The sequence below is a fragment of the Microcoleus sp. MON1_C5 genome (assembly GCF_036701875.1).
Lineage (GTDB): Bacteria > Cyanobacteriota > Cyanobacteriia > Cyanobacteriales > Microcoleaceae > Microcoleus.
Genome location: NZ_JAUBRN010000014.1, coordinates 58,242 through 77,716 on the forward strand (window position 1 = coordinate 58,242; position 19,475 = coordinate 77,716).

Annotated in this window: 13 protein-coding genes; 7 read left to right on the forward strand and 6 right to left on the reverse strand. The window is 45.7% G+C overall.

Annotated elements, in window-relative coordinates; all coding sequences use genetic code 11:
• Nucleotides 1-66 precede the first annotated feature (66 nt).
• Nucleotides 67-387: a 2Fe-2S iron-sulfur cluster-binding protein gene (locus QUA71_RS09660; protein WP_333284386.1), complete on the forward strand. Its 321-nt coding sequence runs from the start codon at nt 67-69 to the stop codon at nt 385-387.
• Nucleotides 388-693: 306 nt separating this feature from the next.
• Here the strand turns inward: QUA71_RS09660 and treS are convergent, their stop codons facing one another.
• On the reverse strand, nt 694-4,062 hold the full coding sequence (gene treS, locus QUA71_RS09665) for a maltose alpha-D-glucosyltransferase (protein ID WP_333284387.1): 3,369 nt from the start codon (nt 4,060-4,062) through the stop codon (nt 694-696).
• Nucleotides 4,063-4,640: 578 nt separating this feature from the next.
• On the opposite strand from treS, the gene QUA71_RS09670 reads away from it, so the two are divergent.
• A complete protein-coding gene (locus QUA71_RS09670; RefSeq protein WP_006634333.1) occupies nt 4,641-4,871 on the forward strand; it encodes a photosystem II protein, Psb35-related in 231 nt (76 codons plus the stop codon).
• Between the two features lie 103 nt (nt 4,872-4,974).
• Here the strand turns inward: QUA71_RS09670 and QUA71_RS09675 are convergent, their stop codons facing one another.
• Nucleotides 4,975-7,896, reverse strand: a complete 2,922-nt coding sequence (locus tag QUA71_RS09675; protein WP_333284389.1) for an AAA family ATPase — start codon at nt 7,894-7,896, stop codon at nt 4,975-4,977.
• A gap of 617 nt (nt 7,897-8,513) precedes the next feature.
• Between QUA71_RS09675 and QUA71_RS09680 the strand changes: the two genes are divergently transcribed.
• The 3 genes from QUA71_RS09680 to QUA71_RS09690 all read left to right on the forward strand — a co-directional run bounded on the left by QUA71_RS09680 (nt 8,514) and on the right by QUA71_RS09690 (nt 12,616).
• Nucleotides 8,514-9,587, forward strand: a complete 1,074-nt coding sequence (locus tag QUA71_RS09680) for an MBOAT family O-acyltransferase (protein WP_333284391.1) — start codon at nt 8,514-8,516, stop codon at nt 9,585-9,587.
• Nucleotides 9,588-9,592: 5 nt separating this feature from the next.
• Nucleotides 9,593-10,564 (forward strand): DUF459 domain-containing protein, encoded by a 972-nt coding sequence (locus QUA71_RS09685; RefSeq protein ID WP_333284393.1) that lies wholly within the window; start codon nt 9,593-9,595, stop codon nt 10,562-10,564.
• A 276-nt stretch (nt 10,565-10,840) separates the two neighbouring features.
• A complete protein-coding gene (locus QUA71_RS09690; RefSeq protein ID WP_333284394.1) occupies nt 10,841-12,616 on the forward strand; it encodes a hypothetical protein in 1,776 nt (591 codons plus the stop codon).
• 111 nt (nt 12,617-12,727) lie between these two features.
• On the opposite strand, the gene gloA is transcribed toward QUA71_RS09690, so the two are convergent.
• The 4 genes from gloA to QUA71_RS09710 form a co-directional block, all read right to left on the reverse strand.
• Entirely contained in the window at nt 12,728-13,156 is a 429-nt protein-coding gene (gene gloA, locus QUA71_RS09695; RefSeq protein WP_006634328.1) for a lactoylglutathione lyase, read from the reverse strand.
• 74 nt (nt 13,157-13,230) lie between these two features.
• Nucleotides 13,231-13,467, reverse strand: coding sequence for a hypothetical protein (locus QUA71_RS09700; protein ID WP_333284396.1), 237 nt, complete (start codon nt 13,465-13,467; stop codon nt 13,231-13,233).
• Nucleotides 13,468-13,593: 126 nt separating this feature from the next.
• Nucleotides 13,594-15,849, reverse strand: a complete 2,256-nt coding sequence (locus QUA71_RS09705) for a heavy metal translocating P-type ATPase (protein ID WP_333284398.1) — start codon at nt 15,847-15,849, stop codon at nt 13,594-13,596.
• 36 nt (nt 15,850-15,885) lie between these two features.
• Entirely contained in the window at nt 15,886-16,080 is a 195-nt protein-coding gene (locus QUA71_RS09710; RefSeq protein WP_333284400.1) for a heavy-metal-associated domain-containing protein, read from the reverse strand.
• Between the two features lie 323 nt (nt 16,081-16,403).
• Between QUA71_RS09710 and QUA71_RS09715 the strand changes: the two genes are divergently transcribed.
• Nucleotides 16,404-17,135, forward strand: a complete 732-nt coding sequence (locus tag QUA71_RS09715) for a DUF305 domain-containing protein (RefSeq protein WP_333284402.1) — start codon at nt 16,404-16,406, stop codon at nt 17,133-17,135.
• A gap of 313 nt (nt 17,136-17,448) precedes the next feature.
• Nucleotides 17,449-19,395, forward strand: a complete 1,947-nt coding sequence (locus tag QUA71_RS09720) for an efflux RND transporter periplasmic adaptor subunit (RefSeq protein WP_333284404.1) — start codon at nt 17,449-17,451, stop codon at nt 19,393-19,395.
• Nucleotides 19,396-19,475: the final 80 nt, after the last annotated feature.

The following is a 19,475-nucleotide window of genomic DNA, read 5'->3' on the forward strand; positions in this document are numbered from 1 at the left end:
TTTTTTCTGTAAGTTGTAATCATCTATTTTAGTTGAATACCAGCAATCCAAATATAAGAGGTGGAAATGGCTGTTTATCAAGTTCGGTTGGTGAATGAGGCTCTCGCGCTCGATCGCACGATCGCAGTACCAGACGACCAGTATATCTTAGATATCGCAGAAGATGCCGGCATCCGCTTGCCGAATGGATGCAAGCAAGGCGAGTGTTCTGCTTGCGTTGTCAAACTGCTGAGCGGTGAAATCGACCAAAGCGAACAAAAGTTTTTGAAGCCGTCTGAAGTGCAAGCTGGCTACGCTGTTACTTGTGTGGCTTACCCGCTTTCTGACTGCACTTTGTTAACTCATCAAGAACAAGTTTTATATCAAGCCGCTCTTTATTTTAAGTAATACGAAATCATTTTTTTACCATCTTTTCTTCTAGCCTCGCTTGGCGCGGAATTTGTTTGTAATACCAATTTTAAAAAACAATGCAACAGTATTCTTGTTCCCCCCCTTTGCAAGGGGGGGCTAGGGGGGGTCGAAGAGTGTTGCAGGATTTTAGAGAAATGGTATAAAAGAGCGAATTATATTCGCCGAGCTAATCGTTATCAAAGCAGATTTGGTGTCATGTAAGGTGCGTGACTCTCCAGCATCTCGCTGTTAATTGAGTAACTAAAAAGTCACGCACCCTAATGAGTATAGATAAACCCACCCTTATAAATTCAGCAATTGTAGAATCCGCTTCATCGGAATTTCCGCCCAATCCAAGCGGTAATTAAGTTCGTAGGCTAGCTCGCCAACCGCTTTTTCCAAAATGTAAGCATCCAACAAAACTTGTAGTTCCGGTATAGATTTGGGCAAGAAATTGGCATCGCCTGCTGTTACCAAATAGCTGTTAAGAAACGTCAGGCTGACCCAGCGGTGCCAAACGTTCGCCCACTGCTGCATCTCCGGGAGATTTTCCGGGCGAATCATGCCACTTTCTACTTCATTGCGGAGTGCCAAAGTAACAGCGTAACTTATAGATTGCAGCATTCCCGCAACATCTCGCAGGGGCGACCTCTTCATCCGCCGCTCGCTTAACGGTCGATTCCGTTCTCCTCCGAAATCAATAATTACAAAGTCTTTCCCTGTATAAAGAACTTGCCCGAAATGAAAGTCTCCGTGACAGCGAATTCTATCGGCCGTGATTCTCAAGTTCAAAATAGACTTGAAACGTTCCATGATCAACTCTTCGCGGTTGAGCAGCTTTTGAGCCGATTTTTGTATTTCTGGCGGCAGTTTAGACATCCGTTTTTTCAGATCCAGCAAAGTTCTTCCGGCCAGATTTCTCATGTGTTGATAGATGGAACGCTGGTAAAAGGAGGTGAAGTTTTCTGGGGCAAAAGCGGGATTTTCTGTGTCAGCACCTAAAGCGAGGTGAAGTTCGGCTGTCCGTTGACCTAAAAGTTCGGCTGATGCTAAGTAAGAGCCGATGAGTTCGCGAGCTAATGCCGGAATTTCTAGCGATAAATCGGCTACTAGCGAGTTTTGCTGCCGCTGCTGTCCGGTCAAAGCGTTCGGTAAATAATTTTCGGGGGCTGTAGATAAATTCTCACCGGAATGCTTTGCTTCTACTGTCATTACTTGCTCGAAATAGTCGCGCAGTGTGTCTAAGGTATAAGACCAAGCATCTACGCTGTCGGGGATTAATTTTTGTAGGATTCCGACTGTAAGGACTTGTTTTGCTGGTGTGTGATATTCCAATGCTCCGGCAATTGGAGCGTAGTGTTGGATCGAGTTGCGCTCCGTTAAAAAGCGTCCGATTTCTAATTCGGGGTTGATTCCTTCCTCGACTTTTCGCAATATTTTGAGGACGAAGCGGTCGCCGTAACCTGCGGATGTATTGCTTTGTTCTTTTTTGAACACGTGGGGGTCGAGGTGGGATAAATCTTCTTCTGAGCTGAATGCAGTGTCGGCAATTCCTAGTAGTTGGCCTGCAACACCTCTGTAACTGCGAGAATTGCCGATCGCCCCCAGCAGCGCGCTCAGAAAACCTTTTTCCCCGGCAGCGTCAAATAGTACCCCGATTTCCTTGTTGGTTTCTGGGAAGTGCAGGCGCGCGATCGCCCGCTCGTCCACATCCCCTTTCATCTCTTCCCAACCTAAAGGCAAAACGTAAGTTTCCGGCATACCTTCAGTATAATTCAACTGCAAAAACAGAATGTAAACTTGAGATTCCTCCCCCGCATTATCTTTACATTCAATCGGTACAACCTCACTTATTTCTAATGATTGAATTGTCCGATCTGTACCGCTAAACCAGCGATTGCGCCGCAGGTATCCCGGCAAAAGATTAAGCAGCATATCGCTTAACTGACTTGTAGCAAAAGCAGTTTTCCAATTGCCTATCACCGCCAAAGTAGGCAAGTCTGTGGGAACACCGTGCAGCGAAAAATCTTCGTGTTTAACAGTAAGAGTAAACCAGTAAAAAGTGTGAGGACTCAAGCACAAAAAGTAAGGCGACTCGCCAACTGGAGGAAACTCCGTGCGACCGAAAATCTCCACTGGAACAGCACCTTTAAAGGGCGCAAGGTCTAATTCTGCCGTCTGGACAAAGCGTGACAAATTAGCCACTACCAGGATGTGTTCGTCTTGATAAGTGCGTACAAAAGCTAAAACTTTGCGGTTTTCCGGGTACAGAAACTCGCAAGTTCCGCGGCCGAATGCTTGGAAGCGCTGCCTAATTGCAATCAGGCGTTTCATCCACCACCACAGAGAACTTGGATTCGCCCGCTGCGCGTCCACGTTAACAGATTCGTAGTGATATTCAGGGTCAACAATGGGCGGTGCGTACAGCCGCTGCGGGTTAGCACGGCTGAAACCGGCATTGCGATCGCCACTCCACTGCATCGGAGTTCTCACCCCGTTGCGATCGCCCAAATAGATATTGTCTCCCATGCCAATTTCATCGCCGTAGTAAAGCACCGGCGTACCCGGAAGAGACAGCAGCAAAGCATTCATCAACTCGATGCGGCGGCGGTTATTTCCCATCAAAGGAGCCAAGCGGCGGCGGATGCCCAAATTAATTCTCGCCTGAGTGTCTTGAGCGTAAACCCGATACATATAATCTCGGTCTTCATCGCTCACCATTTCCAGCGTCAATTCATCGTGATTCCGCAAAAATAATGCCCACTGACAATTATTGGGAATATGTGGAGTTTGCTGGAGAATGTCGCTAATTGGGAAGCTATCTTCCATGTGCAAAGCCATAAATAAACGCGGCATCAGCGGAAAATGAAAGTTCATGTGACATTCATCGCCAGCAGCGTAATATTCAACCGCATCCTCCGGCCACTGATTCGCCTCAGCCAGCAGCATCCGGTTCGGGAATTTCTCATCTACGTGCTGCCGCAATTGCTTCAGGAATACGTGAGTTTCGGGCAGGTTTTCGCAGTTAGTACCTTCGCGCTCGTACAGGTAAGGCACCGCATCCATTCGCAGTCCGTCTACTCCCAGTGCCAACCAGAAATCTACCACATCTAAGATGGCTTGGCGGACGGCCGGATTGTCGTAATTCAAATCGGGTTGGTGGGAATAAAAACGGTGCCAGTAATAAGCTTTTGCTACCGGATCCCAAGCCCAATTAGATGTTTCAAAATCTTGGAAAATAATCCGAGCCTCTTGATATTTTTCCGGGGTGTCGTTCCACACATAAAAATCTCTTTCGTTACTTCCTTTCGGGGCGCGGCGCGCTCGCTGAAACCAAGCGTGCTGGTCGGAAGTGTGGTTAACAATTAACTCAATAATGACTCGAATTCCCCGCTGGTGCGCTGCTTCTAAAAGGTCTTTAAAGTCCTCTAATGTGCCGTAAATCGGGTTGACGGTAGTATAGTGAGATGTATCGTAGCCGTCGTCTCGGAGCGGCGAGGGAAAAAATGGCAGTACCCAAATTGCTGTTACTCCCAAGTTTTGCAGGTAATCCAGTTTTTCTGTCAGTCCTCTAAAGTCGCCTATCCCGTCTGCATTGCTGTCGGCAAAAGCCCGAACTGGTACTTCGTAAATAATCGCGTCTTTGAACCACAAGGGGTCGTCATTTAACATTGAGTTTGGCATGATTTTTAGCGATGATTGGTAATTGAGAATTTGTACTTAAAATTTGGTAATTGGGATTTGTTCGTTCAAATCCAAACTGATAAATCATAACTTATAATTTGACCGCGATCGTCCTGCCAGCGGCAGACTTTTAATCGTAATTTATTAACGCAAAACTTATAACTTCTTAACTATAAAATCTCAACAATCTGTTTTGCTATTTCGGATACAGTTCACAATCCGGGTACTGTGCTAGCTACCGATGCGCGGTAGTGCCCACCCTACCAAGGCGTGTCAACTTAAGCCTTAAACCCCTCTGTATCTCTCGCTGGTAGCCCAGTCTATATCCCCCTAAATCCCCCTTGATAAGGGGGACGAAAGAGAACACTCTTGTCCCCCCCTTATTAAGGGGGGCTAGGGGGGATCGAGCCCTTGTTGACACTAAGCACACCCTACAGACTCAGGATTAGGTGCGGTATTTACTACCTGCCGGACGGTTGCCACGACATTACAGTACCTTGACGTTTATTAATAATTTTCGTTACATTAGTTTACATAAAGCAACAAAAGTTAAGGAAAAAGCAAAAATGACTATTGTAATCGCTCTTTTAATCGTCGGTTGGGTCGCGGCCTCAGTAATTGGCACTCAAGCATATTTCCTCGGGGAACAGTCAAAGCCCATCCACGAGCGGAATTGGAACGATGAATCTTTTGAACAACTAGCAAAATCAGTGACGGGAACAGAAATTGATTACCGCGTTCGCGTTCCTGCCTACAGCATGGATGCCTATGGTAGCCGCACCATGTCTAATTCTTGATAATATATTTCACCATTTTTAATAACAGGCAGGATGCCTGCTCCACAAGAAAAATTGATTGTCTGTGGAACAGGCATCTTGCCTGTTCCTAGCTGTTCGGCAACTACAAACTGTTACCTGTCAGCGCTGGGCGAGAATCTTTTTTGCGAAATTGCAAAGTGTTATTTTCACAGTCGATCGCAATTGTATCGCCCTCCACAAACGCATTTTCCAGAATCTTGTTCGCCAGCGGGTTTTCCAGCTCCCGCTGGATGGCACGTTTCAAGGGACGAGCGCCGTAAACCGGGTCGTAACCGACATCTGTGATATGGTTTTTCGCCGCATCTGACAGTTCCAAAGTAATTTTTTGCTCGGCCAACAAACGCTCGATCCGCTTCACTTGGATACTGACTATTTGCCGCAGTTCCGTCTTGCTCAAAGTGTGGAACAAAATTATCTCGTCCACCCGATTGAGAAATTCGGGCCGGAAGTGCGAGCGCAGGGCTGTCATCACCCGTTTTAACATCTGTTCGTACTCTTGGTCTGTCTCCCGTTCTTGAGTCAATAAATTTTCATTTTCACTCTTCTCGGCAGTATCGACTCGGTGGGCAGACACCTCAACAGTACCGTCGGCAGCCACTTTATAATCTGTCTTTTGGCTTGACAAATCTTTCGTTTCCTGCTTGCGAGTAGCAGGTTTTTTGACGGTTTTTTCCTTCTTAGTAAACACGTCTAAAATGTGGTCGCTGCCGATATTGCTAGTCATCACAATTACGGTATTTCTAAAGTCAACCACTCGACCTTGAGAATCGGTAATTCTGCCGTCATCCAACACTTGCAGCAAAATGTTAAATACGTCGGGGTGCGCTTTTTCCACTTCGTCAAACAGCACTACCGAATAAGGATGTCTCCGCACTGCTTCCGAAAGTTGTCCCCCTTCATCGTAACCGACATATCCGGGAGGAGCTCCTACCAACCGGGAAACGCTGTGCTTCTCCATGTATTCCGACATATCGATGCGGACGATCGCATCATCGCTGTCAAACAAAAACTCCGCCAACGCCCGCGCTAACTCTGTTTTTCCGACGCCTGTCGGGCCCATAAACAAGAAAGAGCCGATCGGCCTTCCGGGGTCTTTCATGCCCGCCCGAGCGCGCCGAATTGCCGCTGCCACGGCTGTTACAGCTTCCTCTTGACCGATAACTTTTTGGTGCAAGTGTTTTTCCAATTGCAGCAATTTTTGGCGTTCGGATTCTAACAACCGGTTAACCGGAATGCCCGTCCATTTAGCGACAATTTCCGCAATATCGCCCTCAGTAACTTTTTCCCGCAGCAGGGAAGAACCTTGAGCTTGCTGTTTCAAAAGTTCCGCTTCTTTCGCTTCGCGATCGCGCACCGCCGTTTCTAACTTGCCGTACTTTAACTGTGCGGCTTTATTCAAATCGTAAGCCCTTTCTGCTTGTTCGATTTGCACTCGCAGTTGGTCTTCTTCTGCTTTCAATTTATTGATTGCATCCAACAACTGCTTTTCGCCCAACCACTGAGAGGATAATTTTTCCTGCTTAACTTTTAAGATGTCAATCTCAGATGTGATGCGTTCGACGCGGAAGCCGAGCCCAGGGGCTAGAGCACCTTTTCCTTCCCCTTCGATCGACAATTTTTCCATTTCCAACTGCATCACCCGGCGGTCAATGCCTTCCAATTCCACAGGTTTAGAGGTAATCTCCATTTTCAAGTGGGCGGCCGCTTCATCTACGAGGTCGATCGCCTTGTCTGGCAAAAATCGATCGGAAATATAGCGGAAAGACAGAGTTGCAGCAGCTACCAGAGCCGAATCCGTAATTTTTACCCCGTGGTGGCGTTCGTAACGGTCTTTCAATCCGCGCAAAATCGAAACAGTATCTTCAACGCTGGGTTCGCCGACAAATACTTGTTGAAATCGGCGTTCTAGTGCGGGATCTTTTTCAATATTCTTGCGGAATTCGTCGAGAGTTGTAGCGCCGATGCAGCGCAGTTCGCCTCTGGCTAACATCGGTTTTAACAAGTTTCCCGCATCCATCCCCGAACCGGAACTGCCACCGCCGCCAGTACCGACAACGGTGTGCAATTCGTCAATAAATAGGACAATTTGCCCGTCGGAATCGATGACTTCCCGCAGAACAGACCGCAATCGTTCTTCAAATTCGCCCCGGAATTTGGCCCCAGCAATTAAACTGCCCATGTCGAGGCTAAATAGCTGGCGATTTTTCAAAGATTCCGGTACGTCGCCGTTGACAATTCGCTGGGCTAAACCTTCGGCGATCGCAGTTTTTCCAACTCCGGGATCGCCAATTAACACCGGATTGTTTTTTTGACGGCGGGAAAGAACTTGTACCACGCGGCGGATTTCCTCATCGCGGCCGATTACTGGGTCGAGTTTGCCGGCTTTGGCGGCTTCTGTCAAATCGCGGCCGTACTTGCTGAGGGCGTCGGAGCTAGCTTCGCCATCTTGCTCTTGGGCTTTAGCGCTGCTGCGGCTGGCTTTCCCAGTTTCGGAATTTTTTTCTTGGGCTTTAGTAGTGGCGCGGACTGATTTGATTGCTTCTTCGAGTTTTGGTCGATCGAGCGTACCGGCTGGGGGTTTGCGATCGTAACCGGGGCGGCCCGGCGGGCCGTCGCCTTTTGTCAGCAACCTGCGACCGACTCGTTCGTCTTCTACTAAACCAATTAATAAATGTTCAACGGCGATAAAATTATCTTGCCAAGCCGCCCTGGTGGCCTCGGCAACATCTAACATCACTTCTAAGCCGCGGCCGAGGTATAGTTGGTCAGCGTTGGCAACTCTGGGCTGTCGTTTGGCAAAAGCATCTAACTGCTGGGCAAAGCGGGCGGCATCGACTCCAGCTTTGCTGAGAATGCTGTTGGCCTGACCTTGCTGTTCGAGAAGGGCGATGGCTAAATGTTCAACCTCTAGCTGCTGATTGGCAAAGCGGCGGGCTACATCCTGGGATTTGACAATGGCTTCCCAGGCTTGATCTGTAAATTTGCTAGGGTCTGTTGGCTGCACGTTAGTTCCTCGCAATCAAGGGGATTCCTGTTGTTATCCGTTAATACATCGTCTCACAACCATCATAATCTTTAAACAGGATTGTGAATTTATGAGTGCGGTTAACTAGGGGGGAAGTTGTGGCCTAATTGACCTCTTACAAAAGCTTACAGTCCGCAATCCACCCCGAAATTTGGTGCGGTCAGACCGACTCTGGCGATATCCTTCGGGATAGGTTGGCTGGCCGTACTTATAAAAATATTGCCACAAACAAGATTTTTTACCGGCTGAGATTTATGCTATTTCCCACTTACCAATTTTTAGTATTTTTCCTAATTATTTTTAGCCTGATCGTCTCTGTGAAACCCCAAGTCGATTTGTATAAAATTGTCTTGTTAGTTTCCAGTTTCTTATTTTATTCCTTTTGGAGTTTCGACTTTCTCTTGCTCCTCGTTTTCTCTACAGCCTATAACTATATCACTCTTCGGGTTCTGTGCAACAGTAAGTATAAAAAACTTGCTTTAATCTCCGGCTTAGTTTTCAACATTGTCTATCTCGGCATCTTTAAATATTGCAACTTCTTTGTAACTTCTTTATTTGAGATACTGAACCACCTACAAATTCCAGCCAGCTTTCCAGTGTTGCAAATAATCGCCCCCGTCGGCGTGTCTTTCTACACTTTTAGAATAATTTCTCATTTAATCGACTGCTACCAGCAAAAAATACCCTGTCCAAAATTTATAGACTATGCCGCCTACATTACCTACTTTCCGCAAATTGCCTCCGGGCCAATCTCGCGAGCTCCCGAATTTTATTTGCAGCTAAATTCACCGAAAAAATACGACTATCAAATTGAAGAAGTTATAGTTTTGATTTTGTCGGGACTCTTCAAAAAATATACTTTAGCCAGCTTTTTGTTTAACTTCACTGACTTGCCATTCAAAGTCCCCCAGCAGTACAGCAGCATCGATTTAATCCTGGCGGCAATTTCCTATTCCTGTTTAATTTACGTAGATTTCAGCGGCTATTCAGATTTAGCCAACGGCATCTCCTGTTTGCTAGGTTTCCAACCCATTGCCAACTTTAATATGCCATACCGATCGCTCAGCCTGCAAGAATTTTGGAAAAGGTGGCACATCAGTCTTTCCGAGTGGCTGAGGGATTACCTTTACTTTTCCTTGGGCGGCAACAAATACGGCAAGTTGAGAAAGTACCTAAATCTATTTTTAACCATGGCGATCGGCGGATTTTGGCACGGCGCAGGTTTAAACTTTATTTTCTGGGGAGCAATTCACGGTTTAGGATTAATTGTCAACCATTTATGTAAAGATATCCCCCAAGCTATCCACTTTAAATTAGACTATGCCTTTCCCAGATTTGCTAAATTTTGCAGTTGGTTGTTAACATTTAGTTTTGTTACTTGTAGCTGGGTATTTTTCGGCACTCCCAACTGGGAAACTGCGGTGAGTTTTTTTGAAGGAATTGTCCATCCTGCCGTCGCCACTTTTCAATTTAACTTTTGGCAATTGTATTTAGTAATTGCAGTCATTGGCGCGCTCAACTTGCGGGGCGATCGCATCGCGAAACTATTGCAAACCTTATTGTCATTAAAAAACATTTTCTTTCGCGTTGTCTTAGTTTCGCTGCTCGTGTATACTATCTTGATGTTGGGGCCTAGTACCGTTCCGCCTTTTATTTACTTTAATTTCTAAGAAATATGAAAGACCGGGAATTTTTGCTAATTGTTACTTCTGTCATTCTCACTTTAATATTTTCAAACTTATCATTATTTCTAAAAAGCTTTGCTTCAACTCCTTTGGCCAGTCCAGAAATCAAAGAAGCCGCGCGCCGGATCGAAATAGACGGTTTCCGAAAATCCGAACAAGCTTTTTGGAGCCAAATTAAAGATATTAACTTCGATAGCCTCGCCAAAGAAGCAGAAATTCCTCCTGTCAAAACCGAAACAAAAGCGGCCGTTGAACCCCCAATGCCCGCTAATGCTAAAAAACAAACCCCAGCTAAACCTAAACTGACCAGACCTTATCGCAGATTTTTATTTATTGGAGATTCCGTACTGTTCGACTTAGGAATTCAACTCCAGTACACTCTTAAGAAAAAATACAATATCGCCGATACGAAAATTGACTACAAAGTCTCGACGGGGTTAAATCGGATAGATTATTATGACTGGTATGCCAGAACTAGCCAAATTCTTAATAATTACCAGCCGGATGTAGTGATAGTTTTGTTTGGAGCAAATGACCGTCAAAATATTACTGATTTTCAAGGAAAAGCCTGGGCAGTTATGAGCCAAGGATGGCAAAAAGCTTATCAAGAAAGAGTTGAAAAATATGCCACTTTACTTGATTCATCCTCGGTGAGAAAAGTCTATTGGATAGGTCAATCTATACCTAACAAATCTTCGTATATCAAAGCTTTTCCTATTATGAACGATATTTATAAAAATGCCAGCCAATCTTCATCAAAAATTGAATATATTTCGACCTGGGAAACTTTTGGAAAAGGCGGAAGATTTGTTCCTGTAGTTGCTAATAAATCGGGTAAGCGAGGTTATGTAAAAAATAATGACGGCTTGCACTTTACCTCCCACGGGGCTCAAATTATCAGCGACTTAATCGTTGACCAAATGGTGAGCGACAAAATATTAAAAGTTCCGACCAAAAAATAAATATAGTAGGTTGGGTTTCGTGACCCAACCTAAAATTTTGACATTTCACCGATCACTGCAAAATTATATATTTATTTCGGGACGCACATTTGCCTTGCTCAAGCCGGTTTATAAGAAAAATATGGGCTTTAGTTAGGAGAAATTTACCCGTGAAACCGGGTTTATAACTCCCTAGGCGTCCCGGACTAATATTGACAAAAAGCACCAGTAGATGTAAAGTTGAATTCAGCATCAAAGAATGGCGTCCATATCTACCAATTGTCATGGCGACCAATTATGACGAGGAATCTGGGGAAAGTCGATCGCAGTAGCATCCCTGAGTCGATCGGGTGCAGCGGCACAGCGCTAATCTTCATTCTCAATAAATATACTCAACCCTGGCAAAGAATAAACATAGTTGAAAAAATCCTGCAACAGTGCGGCAGCGAGCCTTTTGCTGAAGTTGTGGGCGTAGCGAAAAGCGGAATATTCAGAGAAAATATACCCGAATCAGTCAGAAAACCGCATCCGAATTTGCTGTTTCGCGCTTTGGGGATTCAGGCATTGGGGAAGGTGCGAGATGAGCTGAGATCGAGTGAGAGAGAAGCTAGAGCAAGTGATTTTAGCAAAAATCTGCTGGCGGCGTTAGAACAGGAAGCGCGAGGGGGATCGACTCCTTTAATTCGGTGGTCTGCGGCTGTTAGTATTAAGTCAATTTGGTTGGATGAAGCAGGGCAAGCACAAGACAAGGAATGTGCTGTCAATGTCACAATCAATGCAGGGGAAATTGAGCGGCTGGTTGTAGAAGAGCAAATTAAACTGTTAGCAATCAACAAATTTGCTTTGGGCGACAGTAGAAATGATAGCAGTAAGGAATATGAGAATTGTCTAGATTTTTGGGTGTACGGCCCGAGCTGGCTGCTGCCGGGTATGCCAATGGATTGCGAAGAATATCTGTTTTGGATCGAGAGAGTATTTGCTGCGATCGCAGTTACGGGCTCGTACAAATTGAATCCCAAAAAGGATGCAGCAGTAACCAACTTTTTGGAAGCTGCGGAAAATAATTTTAATGACTTGGAATTCTCCCAAATACTTGCCAAAATTTTTGAGTTCCTGCACCACCCGGAAGCGAGAGTCAAAAATCTAGCTGCAATTATTTTAGAACCTTACAAAGACAAGCTTGACCGGAAATCGGCGCTGATTCTGACAGCCCTAGTATATAAATTTAATGTAGTAAAAAATCCGCCCTTAGAATGTCTGACTATTCCCGAAATAGAGGAGTGCAAAGCGTCACTGTATCGAGATAAAATCGAAATTGACAAGGTGTATAGTGAGGCTTTGTCGCTGTGCGGCGATCGGGATGTCGAGATGGCAAGTTTCTTGTCAGCTAAACAGAGTGAAGACCAAAATACGGTAGACGAGCAAATCAACAATCTCAGCAAGTTAGTTAAGTCGATCGTAGATTGCCAGAGCTTGTTAGATGCTAATAGGGAACTTTTGTATTTGACTATAGAGCGGCTGCAAAAATGGGATTACACCCTAGGCCATAAACTGTCTGTGCACCGCAAGAAACTCCAAAACCTCAGTTTTGACAAAAGCACCTCCGAGCAGTGCATAAACCTCGACAACGAGCTAAATTCTATCAGAGATTCTTTGCAATATACTTTGTATGAAGTCACATCCAAAATTAACAGCCTAATTAGAGATGTAGAAGTTTCAGTGTCTAAGAATAATAAGACGGCCACAGATATGTTTAAGTGGACATGGGTATTGTTGGGGGTGTGGTTTTCAGTAGGGCTGCTCTTGTATGTATCGGATTCAGTGATTAACTCAATGTTTACCGTCAGCTACACAAGCGAATTTGTAGTTTATTGGACTATTTTATTTATTGTGATGGTGGTATTTTTGTTAGTATTAGCTGTATTTTTTTCGGCGATCGCTGCTTTAGAAAAGCGCCGAGAATCTAAATTAATTCCTCAATTTGATAGCTTAAGCCAAATAGGCACCAGTTTTTCTATTTTGTGGCAAAAGAGTTACTTGCAGCAGTTTGTACCGTCGGTGCGATCGAATTAAAAGTGTTGAAAACCCCTAAATCCCCTCAGTAGGGTGCGTCACAGAAAGAGTTTCAGCTTAACTCAAAAAGTTTGTTTCTGACGCACCCTACCAGGACTAGGAGGACGAACTCTAAGATGCGCTCGCCGCACTTACTTTCTGGGCGTTGCTACCTTGATTTGCCAGTTGAATTAATTCAACTTTATATCCATCTGGGTCTTGCACAAAAGCGATGACTGTTGAACCGTGCTTCATCGGGCCGGGTTCGCGGCTGACTTTACCGCCGCGGGCTTTAATTTCTTCGCAAGTACCGTAAATGTCGTCAACGCCGATCGCAATATGACCGTAAGCATCTCCCAAATTGTACTCTGTGACGCCCCAGTTGTATGTTAATTCCAAAACTGTAGTGTCTGATTCGTCGCCGTAACCGACAAAAGCCAGAGTAAATTTACCGTCTGGATAGTCCTTTTGCCGCAGCAATTTCATGCCCAGAACCTCGGTGTAAAATTTGAGGGATTCTTCCAGATTGCCGACTCGGAGCATCGTGTGTAGTAGTTTCATTTAGCTCACTCCAAATTTTTTAAGCTTCCTCAATTTTAGCGAGATCTCGCTGGAAAAAACCGCGCCGGAAAAGTTTACCTGGTTTTAGCTTGCTTTTTACTGAACAAAAACCACCACAGTTCTAAACCAATTAATGTCAATCCGCCTGCTGTTACGCCAATTTTTAAACTTAACGGCTGTTCGATATGCCGAAATTGAGCGGTTGATTTGGCAGGATGGATTGATATTTGATTGGCTCGAACTCCCGATGCAATTCCGAGCATAATTCCTAAAGTGCCGAGGCTTCCTAAGATTTGGCGTTGATTCAACATTTTTTAAATTTCTCCTAGTTTATGCAAGAGATTTTCTTTGATAAATCGGGGAATGGTGCGTATAGCGCACCTTATATCTGTGTGCAGGTAGGGTGGGGCACCATAGATTTTTGGAAAACTCCTAATTTAGGCAATAGATTTGGGTTTAAAATTCCTCAATCGCAAAGCATTACTAACTACAGAGACTGAACTGAAAGTCATTGCTGCACCGGCGATAATTGGATTTAGCAGCCAGCCAAAAATGGGGAACAAAATGCCAGCGGCGAGCGGTATTCCAGCGATGTTATAAATAAACGCAAAAAACAGATTTTCGCGGATGTTCCGCATGGTGGCGCGGGAAAGTTTAATTGCGGTAACTATGCCTTGCAAATCTCCTGAAATTAAGGTAATGTCGCTCGCTGCGATCGCCACATCGGTGCCGGTGCCGATCGCAATTCCCACGTCTGCTAAGGCCAAAGCCGGCGCGTCGTTAATCCCGTCTCCCACCATCGCCACAATGTTTCCTTCCCTTTGCAGGGCTTGAATTTGAGCTGCTTTTTGGTCGGGTCTAACTTCGGCAAAAACCCGAGTAATGCCCACGGATTGGGCGATCGACTCCGCAGTCGCGCGATTATCCCCCGTCAGCATCGCCACCTCCAAACCGAGCTTTTGAAGCGCTTTCACCGCCTGCGCTGACGACGGTTTGAGGGCATCCGCAATCCCCAGAATTGCCTCTATTTTGCCCTCTACAGCCATCCAAACAACCGTTTTGCTCGCAGCTTCCAAAGCTCTCCCGCGCAGTTCCAGATATTCAGTATCGCAGCCTAGTTCCTGCATCCACCTCAGCGTTCCCAAGGCGATCGACTTTCCGCCTACAACCCCGCGAACACCACTCCCCGCGATCGCCTCAAAATCCTTAACATCCGTCAAATTAACCTCTTGAGATTGAGCGTACCTCACAACAGCTTCCCCCAAAGGATGCTCGGAATTTCGCTCTACAGACGCCGCCAATTGCAGCAACTTTAACTCATTGCTGTTCGCCGTTCCCCTAATTGTCACAAAATCAGTTACAGTCGGCTTGCCTTCGGTGAGAGTCCCAGTTTTATCTAAGACAATAATTTGAATTTTATGAGCCAATTCTAAACTCTCGGCTCCTTTAATTAAAATCCCATTTTCTGCCCCTTTACCAGTTCCCACCATCACAGCAGTCGGAGTCGCCAAACCCAAAGCGCACGGACAGGCAATAATCAGCACTTCCACCATTGTTACGGTGGCTAGAGTGATGTTTCCCGTCGCGTTAAACCAGATAATAAAAGTAGCTAAAGCGACGGCAATTACTGCGGGTACAAACCAACCAGTCACTTGGTCTGCTAACTTTTGAATCGGTGCTTTTGAACCCTGTGCGTCCTGCACCATCTTGACAATTTGAGCTAAAAATGTATCTTTGCCAACTCTTGTCGCCCGAAACTTGAAACTGCCAGTTTTGTTAATTGTGGCTCCGATAACTTCGTCACCAAGCTGCTTTTTGACAGGCACAGTTTCTCCCGTAACCATTGCTTCGTCTACTGTGGAAGAGCCTTCAATTACCTCTCCATCTACGGGGATTTGCTCTCCCGGCCGCACCTGCACGACATCGCCAATTTCCACTTGGGCGATCGGCACTTCCAACTCTTCCCCGTTGCGAATTATCCGAGCAGTTTTTGCTTGCAAACCCATGAGTTTGCGAATCGCTTCGGAAGTCTCTCCCTTCGCCCGATTTTCTAGGGTTTTCCCCAACAAAATTAAGGCGACAACGCTGGCGGCAACTTCGTAGTAAACGCTAGGAGTCAAACCTTGGGCAGTCAAGAAACCGGGAAAAAAGGTCACAAATACAGAATAAAAGTAAGCAGCACTCGTTCCCAAGGCAATCAAGGTGTCCATTGTCGCCACCCGCCGTTTTAGGGATTTCCAAGCTCCTACATAAAACGATTTGCCGCACCAAAATTGTACGGGGGATGTCAGCACTAATTGCAGCCAAAAATTGTGCAGCCATGCGGGAATAAATGGCAGATGCAAGCCGGTCATCGCTGGAATAGCGCCCACAACCAGCAGGATGCTGATGATACCTGCTGTCCAGAGTTTCCGCTGCAAGGTTTGAGATTCAGATTTGCGATCGGCTTGTTCGGAATCATCCTCTACAGCCGCCATTTCTTGAAGCGGCCAAGCTTGGTATCCCGCATCATCAACCGCCGATTGAATTGTTTCTAAGTCGGTTTGCTTGGAGTCGTATTGGATGCTTGCTTGTTCCATCCCAAAATTGACATGACACTCAATTACGCCGGGAACAGATTGAATTGCTTGTTCGATAGAGGAAGCACAAGAAGCACAACTCATGCCCCGCAATTTAAGTGTGAGATTGTCCATATATGCCATCCTCAATGAGACATTTACCCTTTGTCTTTAAATAGTTGGATAGCCCGCCGATGCGATCGCTTTCCTAACTTCACTTTCCGACTTAGCGGTTTGAATCGCGACCACTTTTGTCTTGAGATCCGCCTCAACCGTTGAGGCTGAGTCAATGGCTTGGACTGCTTTTTTGATTGTAGTCGCACAAGCAGAACAAGCCATCTTAGGAACTTTTAGCTTTAAAGTCATAATTTGAACCTCAGCAGAAACTACTCTGCTCAATCAATGAATTAACTCCATTGTAAAGTCTCCAGTGTACTGGAGAGTCAAGGGTAATTGCGAAATTAATCAGGAATTATGGAAAAAGTGGTTTGACACCCTACCCATAGGGGTAAGGGGCGCACTGTGCACCCTACATAATTAGATTCAACTGAGTTCTGTAAATCTTAAATTTGAGTGCGATCGGCGGCACAGCAATAATTATTTACAATTCCGACTCAAAAATTTCATCCTAATTTCATTTATATGTGGAAAACTGAAGATAAATGGCAGTTTTAAGCATATAAAAATCTATGAAACCAATTTCATTAAAAACAGGCTTTGCAGCCCTGATATTGACCGCCGCAGCCGCTTTAACCAGCGGAGTGCTTGCAGCTTGTTCAAAAGCCCCTTCCAGCGAAACTCAAGCCCCAAATGTTACGGCTGCAACCGAAGCAAACAAGAAGCAAGACGTGGCACAAGGCGACGGCATGGGTGGCATGAATCATGGCATGAATCATGGCATGAATCACAATATGTCAATGGATTTAGGCCCGGCTGATGCGGACTACGATTTGCGATTTATTGATGGCATGACAGTACACCATCAAGGTGCTGTAAACATGGCTAAAGAGGTACTCAATAAATCCAAACGTCCTGAAATGAAAAAACTAGCAAATAACATTATTGCTGCTCAGAACCGCGAAATCAATCAAATGAAAGAGTGGCGAAAAGCTTGGTATCCCAAAGCTAGCAGTACCCCGATGGCTTATCACGCTCCAATGGGTCACATGATGGCAATGACTCCCGAACAAATGCAAAGCATGATGATGAGCATGGATTTAGGGGCGGCTGACGACCAATTTGACTTGCGATTTATCAATGCGATGATTCCTCACCACGAGGGAGCTGTAGTGATGGCTGAAGATGCTTTGAAGAAATCGAAACGGTCAGAAATGACAAAATTATCTCAAGAGATTCTGAGTTCGCAAAAGCAAGAAATTGAGCAAATGAAACAGTGGCGGCAAGCTTGGTATAAACAGTAGAAAGTCGGCGCGGGAATTTAGCCTAATATCTGTAGGGCCGGGTTCACTCAAATATAAATCGTAAGTAAAAAAGATAAACCCGCCCCGCCCTGTTGGTAAACCCGTTTCAATCTGCGGTTTTTCGGGGTAGTTTATAACATCATATCGGGTGATATATTCCGCCTCGTGGCGGGTTTATGAAGATCAAGGTTGTGATATTAAATATCTTGGTGAACTCGCCCTAGATAAACGATGTTGATTTAACCTATTTCATCCTGATTTCATATTGGTCTGCCAAACTGATCGGTGAGTTCAGATTCGCCCCTACTCAATCATGCACTCTTGCCACTATTTCGCCTCCCCAATAAAGCTCTGCCGCTTTTCGGGCTTACTCCTGAGCCTCGCGTTCCTAACTTCTCCCGCCGCTGTTTTTGCCCACGCTGGCCACGGAGATGAATTTCACCAAAGCGGCGAAACAACTCAAACTCCTGCTGCTATTTCTGTTGATGCCGAAACAGCAAAACGATTAGGAATTAAAGTCTCCCCTGCAGCTCGCCAGCGACTAGATATCGGCATCAAAACCACAGGACAAATTGAAACTTTGCCCAACCAAAAAGTTGAAGTGACGGCTCCTGTTGCTGGGAAAGTAGTAGAGTTGTTGGTTAAGCCTGGGGACAAAGTGTCAAAAGGTCAAGCCCTTGCGGTTTTATCGAGTTCAGAATTAGGACAATTGCGGGTTGAATCTCTCTCGAAACGTGCCGAAGCTGAGGCAGATTTGCAGCAAGCGGAAGGCGATCTCAAACTAGCACGAGAAAATTACGATCGCCAAATTCAAATATCCGCAGCAGAAATCGCCCAAGCCCAAACCCAATTGACAGCGGTAACAAAGCAGTACCAACAAGAACAAGAATTAGTAAACAATCGTTCAGTTGTGCAAGCAGCTAAAGAAAATTATCAGCGTCAAGTTGAAATAGCGCAAGCCGAAATAGCGCGGGCAGAAACAGAATTAACTGTTGCTAAAGAACAGTTCGATCGCGACAAAGAATTAGCGGCATCAGGGGCGATCGCGCGGCGCACAATGCTGGAATCGCAAGCCCACTTCGCCGAAGCACAAGCCAATGTTGCTAAGGCAAAAAGCCGTCCTGAAGTTATCAAAGCCCAAACCGAAATTAAACAAGCCGAAGTAGACCTCCCAATGCGGGAATTGCGCGATTCTCAAGGCAGAGTAGCAGAAGCAAAAGCTCAACTTACCAGAGCTCAGAGCCGCCGGGAAGTCCTAGAAGCCGAGAACCAACTCAAACGCGGCCAAACTGCCGTCGAAGTCGCTCAGTCGCGCATTCGCTTGGCTGACGCAGCCTATCAAGCGCGGCTCCAACAATTAGGAACTGTTGCCAACGATCGAGGACTCGTTACCGTAGTTGCTCCGATTTCGGGGACGGTAGCCGATCGCGAAATCACCCCAGGAGAGTCAGTAAACGCTGAAAAACCGTTGATGAGTCTGTTAAATGACAGCCGCGTTTTTGCCACAGCCAATATTTACGAAAAAGACCTGAATCAAGTAAAACCGGGTCAGGAAGTCAGGGTAAAAGTCGCTAATTTACCCGATCGCACTTTTAATGGAAAAATCGCCTTAATTGGGTCATCCGTGGAAGGAGAAACGCGGGTTGTGCCGGTGAAAGCAGAACTAGATAATATTAACGGCGAATTAAAGCCCGGACTGTTTGCGGAGTTGGAGATTTTAACCGACAAAACTGCAACAAATATTTTAGCAATTCCGAGTGCGGCGGTAGTGGATGTTAGCGGGAAAAAAACCGTTTACGTCCAAAATGGTAATGCTTATCAAGCGGTGGAAATTGAACTTGGTCAAACTGCCGGAGATTTAGTTGAAGTTAAGAGGGGTTTATTCGAGGGAGATTTGATAGTAACGCAGCGAGCACCTCAACTTTACGCACAATCTTTGCGGGGCGACAGCCAGCCCTCAAAAGACGAGGCAAAGAAAGAGGCAACTCCAAAGGTAACAGAGGTTAATTTTAATAATTTACCCGTGTCTGTATGGTGGGCGGGAATAGGGGGAGGAGTTGCGATCGCATCCCTGACTTTCACAGCGGGCGTGTTGTGGGGAAATCGGCGCAAATTGCCAGCAATAGCAGCGGATTCTGGAAACAATGCTACAAATAATGGTTTTTCCGCCTCAACATCGACCTGGGACGATGAATTGCTATTACACAATGACAACCATCACGTTAAAACTCAAGAGGCAGAAGCCAAGAGTTTAAAGTAACAGCACGACACGGAAGTCACGGATACACGGATAGCTGTTTTTATCAATGCCCAATGCCCAATTCCCAATGCCCAATTCCC

What these genes read in the sequence shown, in the direction of transcription:
- QUA71_RS09660 (WP_333284386.1), top strand. Translation starts at nt 67, where the DNA reads ATGGCTGTTTATCAAGTTCGGTTGGTGAATGAGGCTCTCGCGCTCGAT.
- treS (WP_333284387.1), bottom strand. Translation starts at nt 4,062, where the DNA reads ATGTTAAATGACGACCCCTTGTGGTTCAAAGACGCGATTATTTACGAA.
- QUA71_RS09670 (WP_006634333.1), top strand. Translation starts at nt 4,641, where the DNA reads ATGACTATTGTAATCGCTCTTTTAATCGTCGGTTGGGTCGCGGCCTCA.
- QUA71_RS09685 (WP_333284393.1), top strand. Translation starts at nt 9,593, where the DNA reads ATGAAAGACCGGGAATTTTTGCTAATTGTTACTTCTGTCATTCTCACT.
- QUA71_RS09690 (WP_333284394.1), top strand. Translation starts at nt 10,841, where the DNA reads ATGACGAGGAATCTGGGGAAAGTCGATCGCAGTAGCATCCCTGAGTCG.
- gloA (WP_006634328.1), bottom strand. Translation starts at nt 13,156, where the DNA reads ATGAAACTACTACACACGATGCTCCGAGTCGGCAATCTGGAAGAATCC.
- QUA71_RS09700 (WP_333284396.1), bottom strand. Translation starts at nt 13,467, where the DNA reads ATGTTGAATCAACGCCAAATCTTAGGAAGCCTCGGCACTTTAGGAATT.
- QUA71_RS09705 (WP_333284398.1), bottom strand. Translation starts at nt 15,849, where the DNA reads ATGGACAATCTCACACTTAAATTGCGGGGCATGAGTTGTGCTTCTTGT.
- QUA71_RS09710 (WP_333284400.1), bottom strand. Translation starts at nt 16,080, where the DNA reads ATGACTTTAAAGCTAAAAGTTCCTAAGATGGCTTGTTCTGCTTGTGCG.
- QUA71_RS09715 (WP_333284402.1), top strand. Translation starts at nt 16,404, where the DNA reads ATGAAACCAATTTCATTAAAAACAGGCTTTGCAGCCCTGATATTGACC.
- QUA71_RS09720 (WP_333284404.1), top strand. Translation starts at nt 17,449, where the DNA reads ATGCACTCTTGCCACTATTTCGCCTCCCCAATAAAGCTCTGCCGCTTT.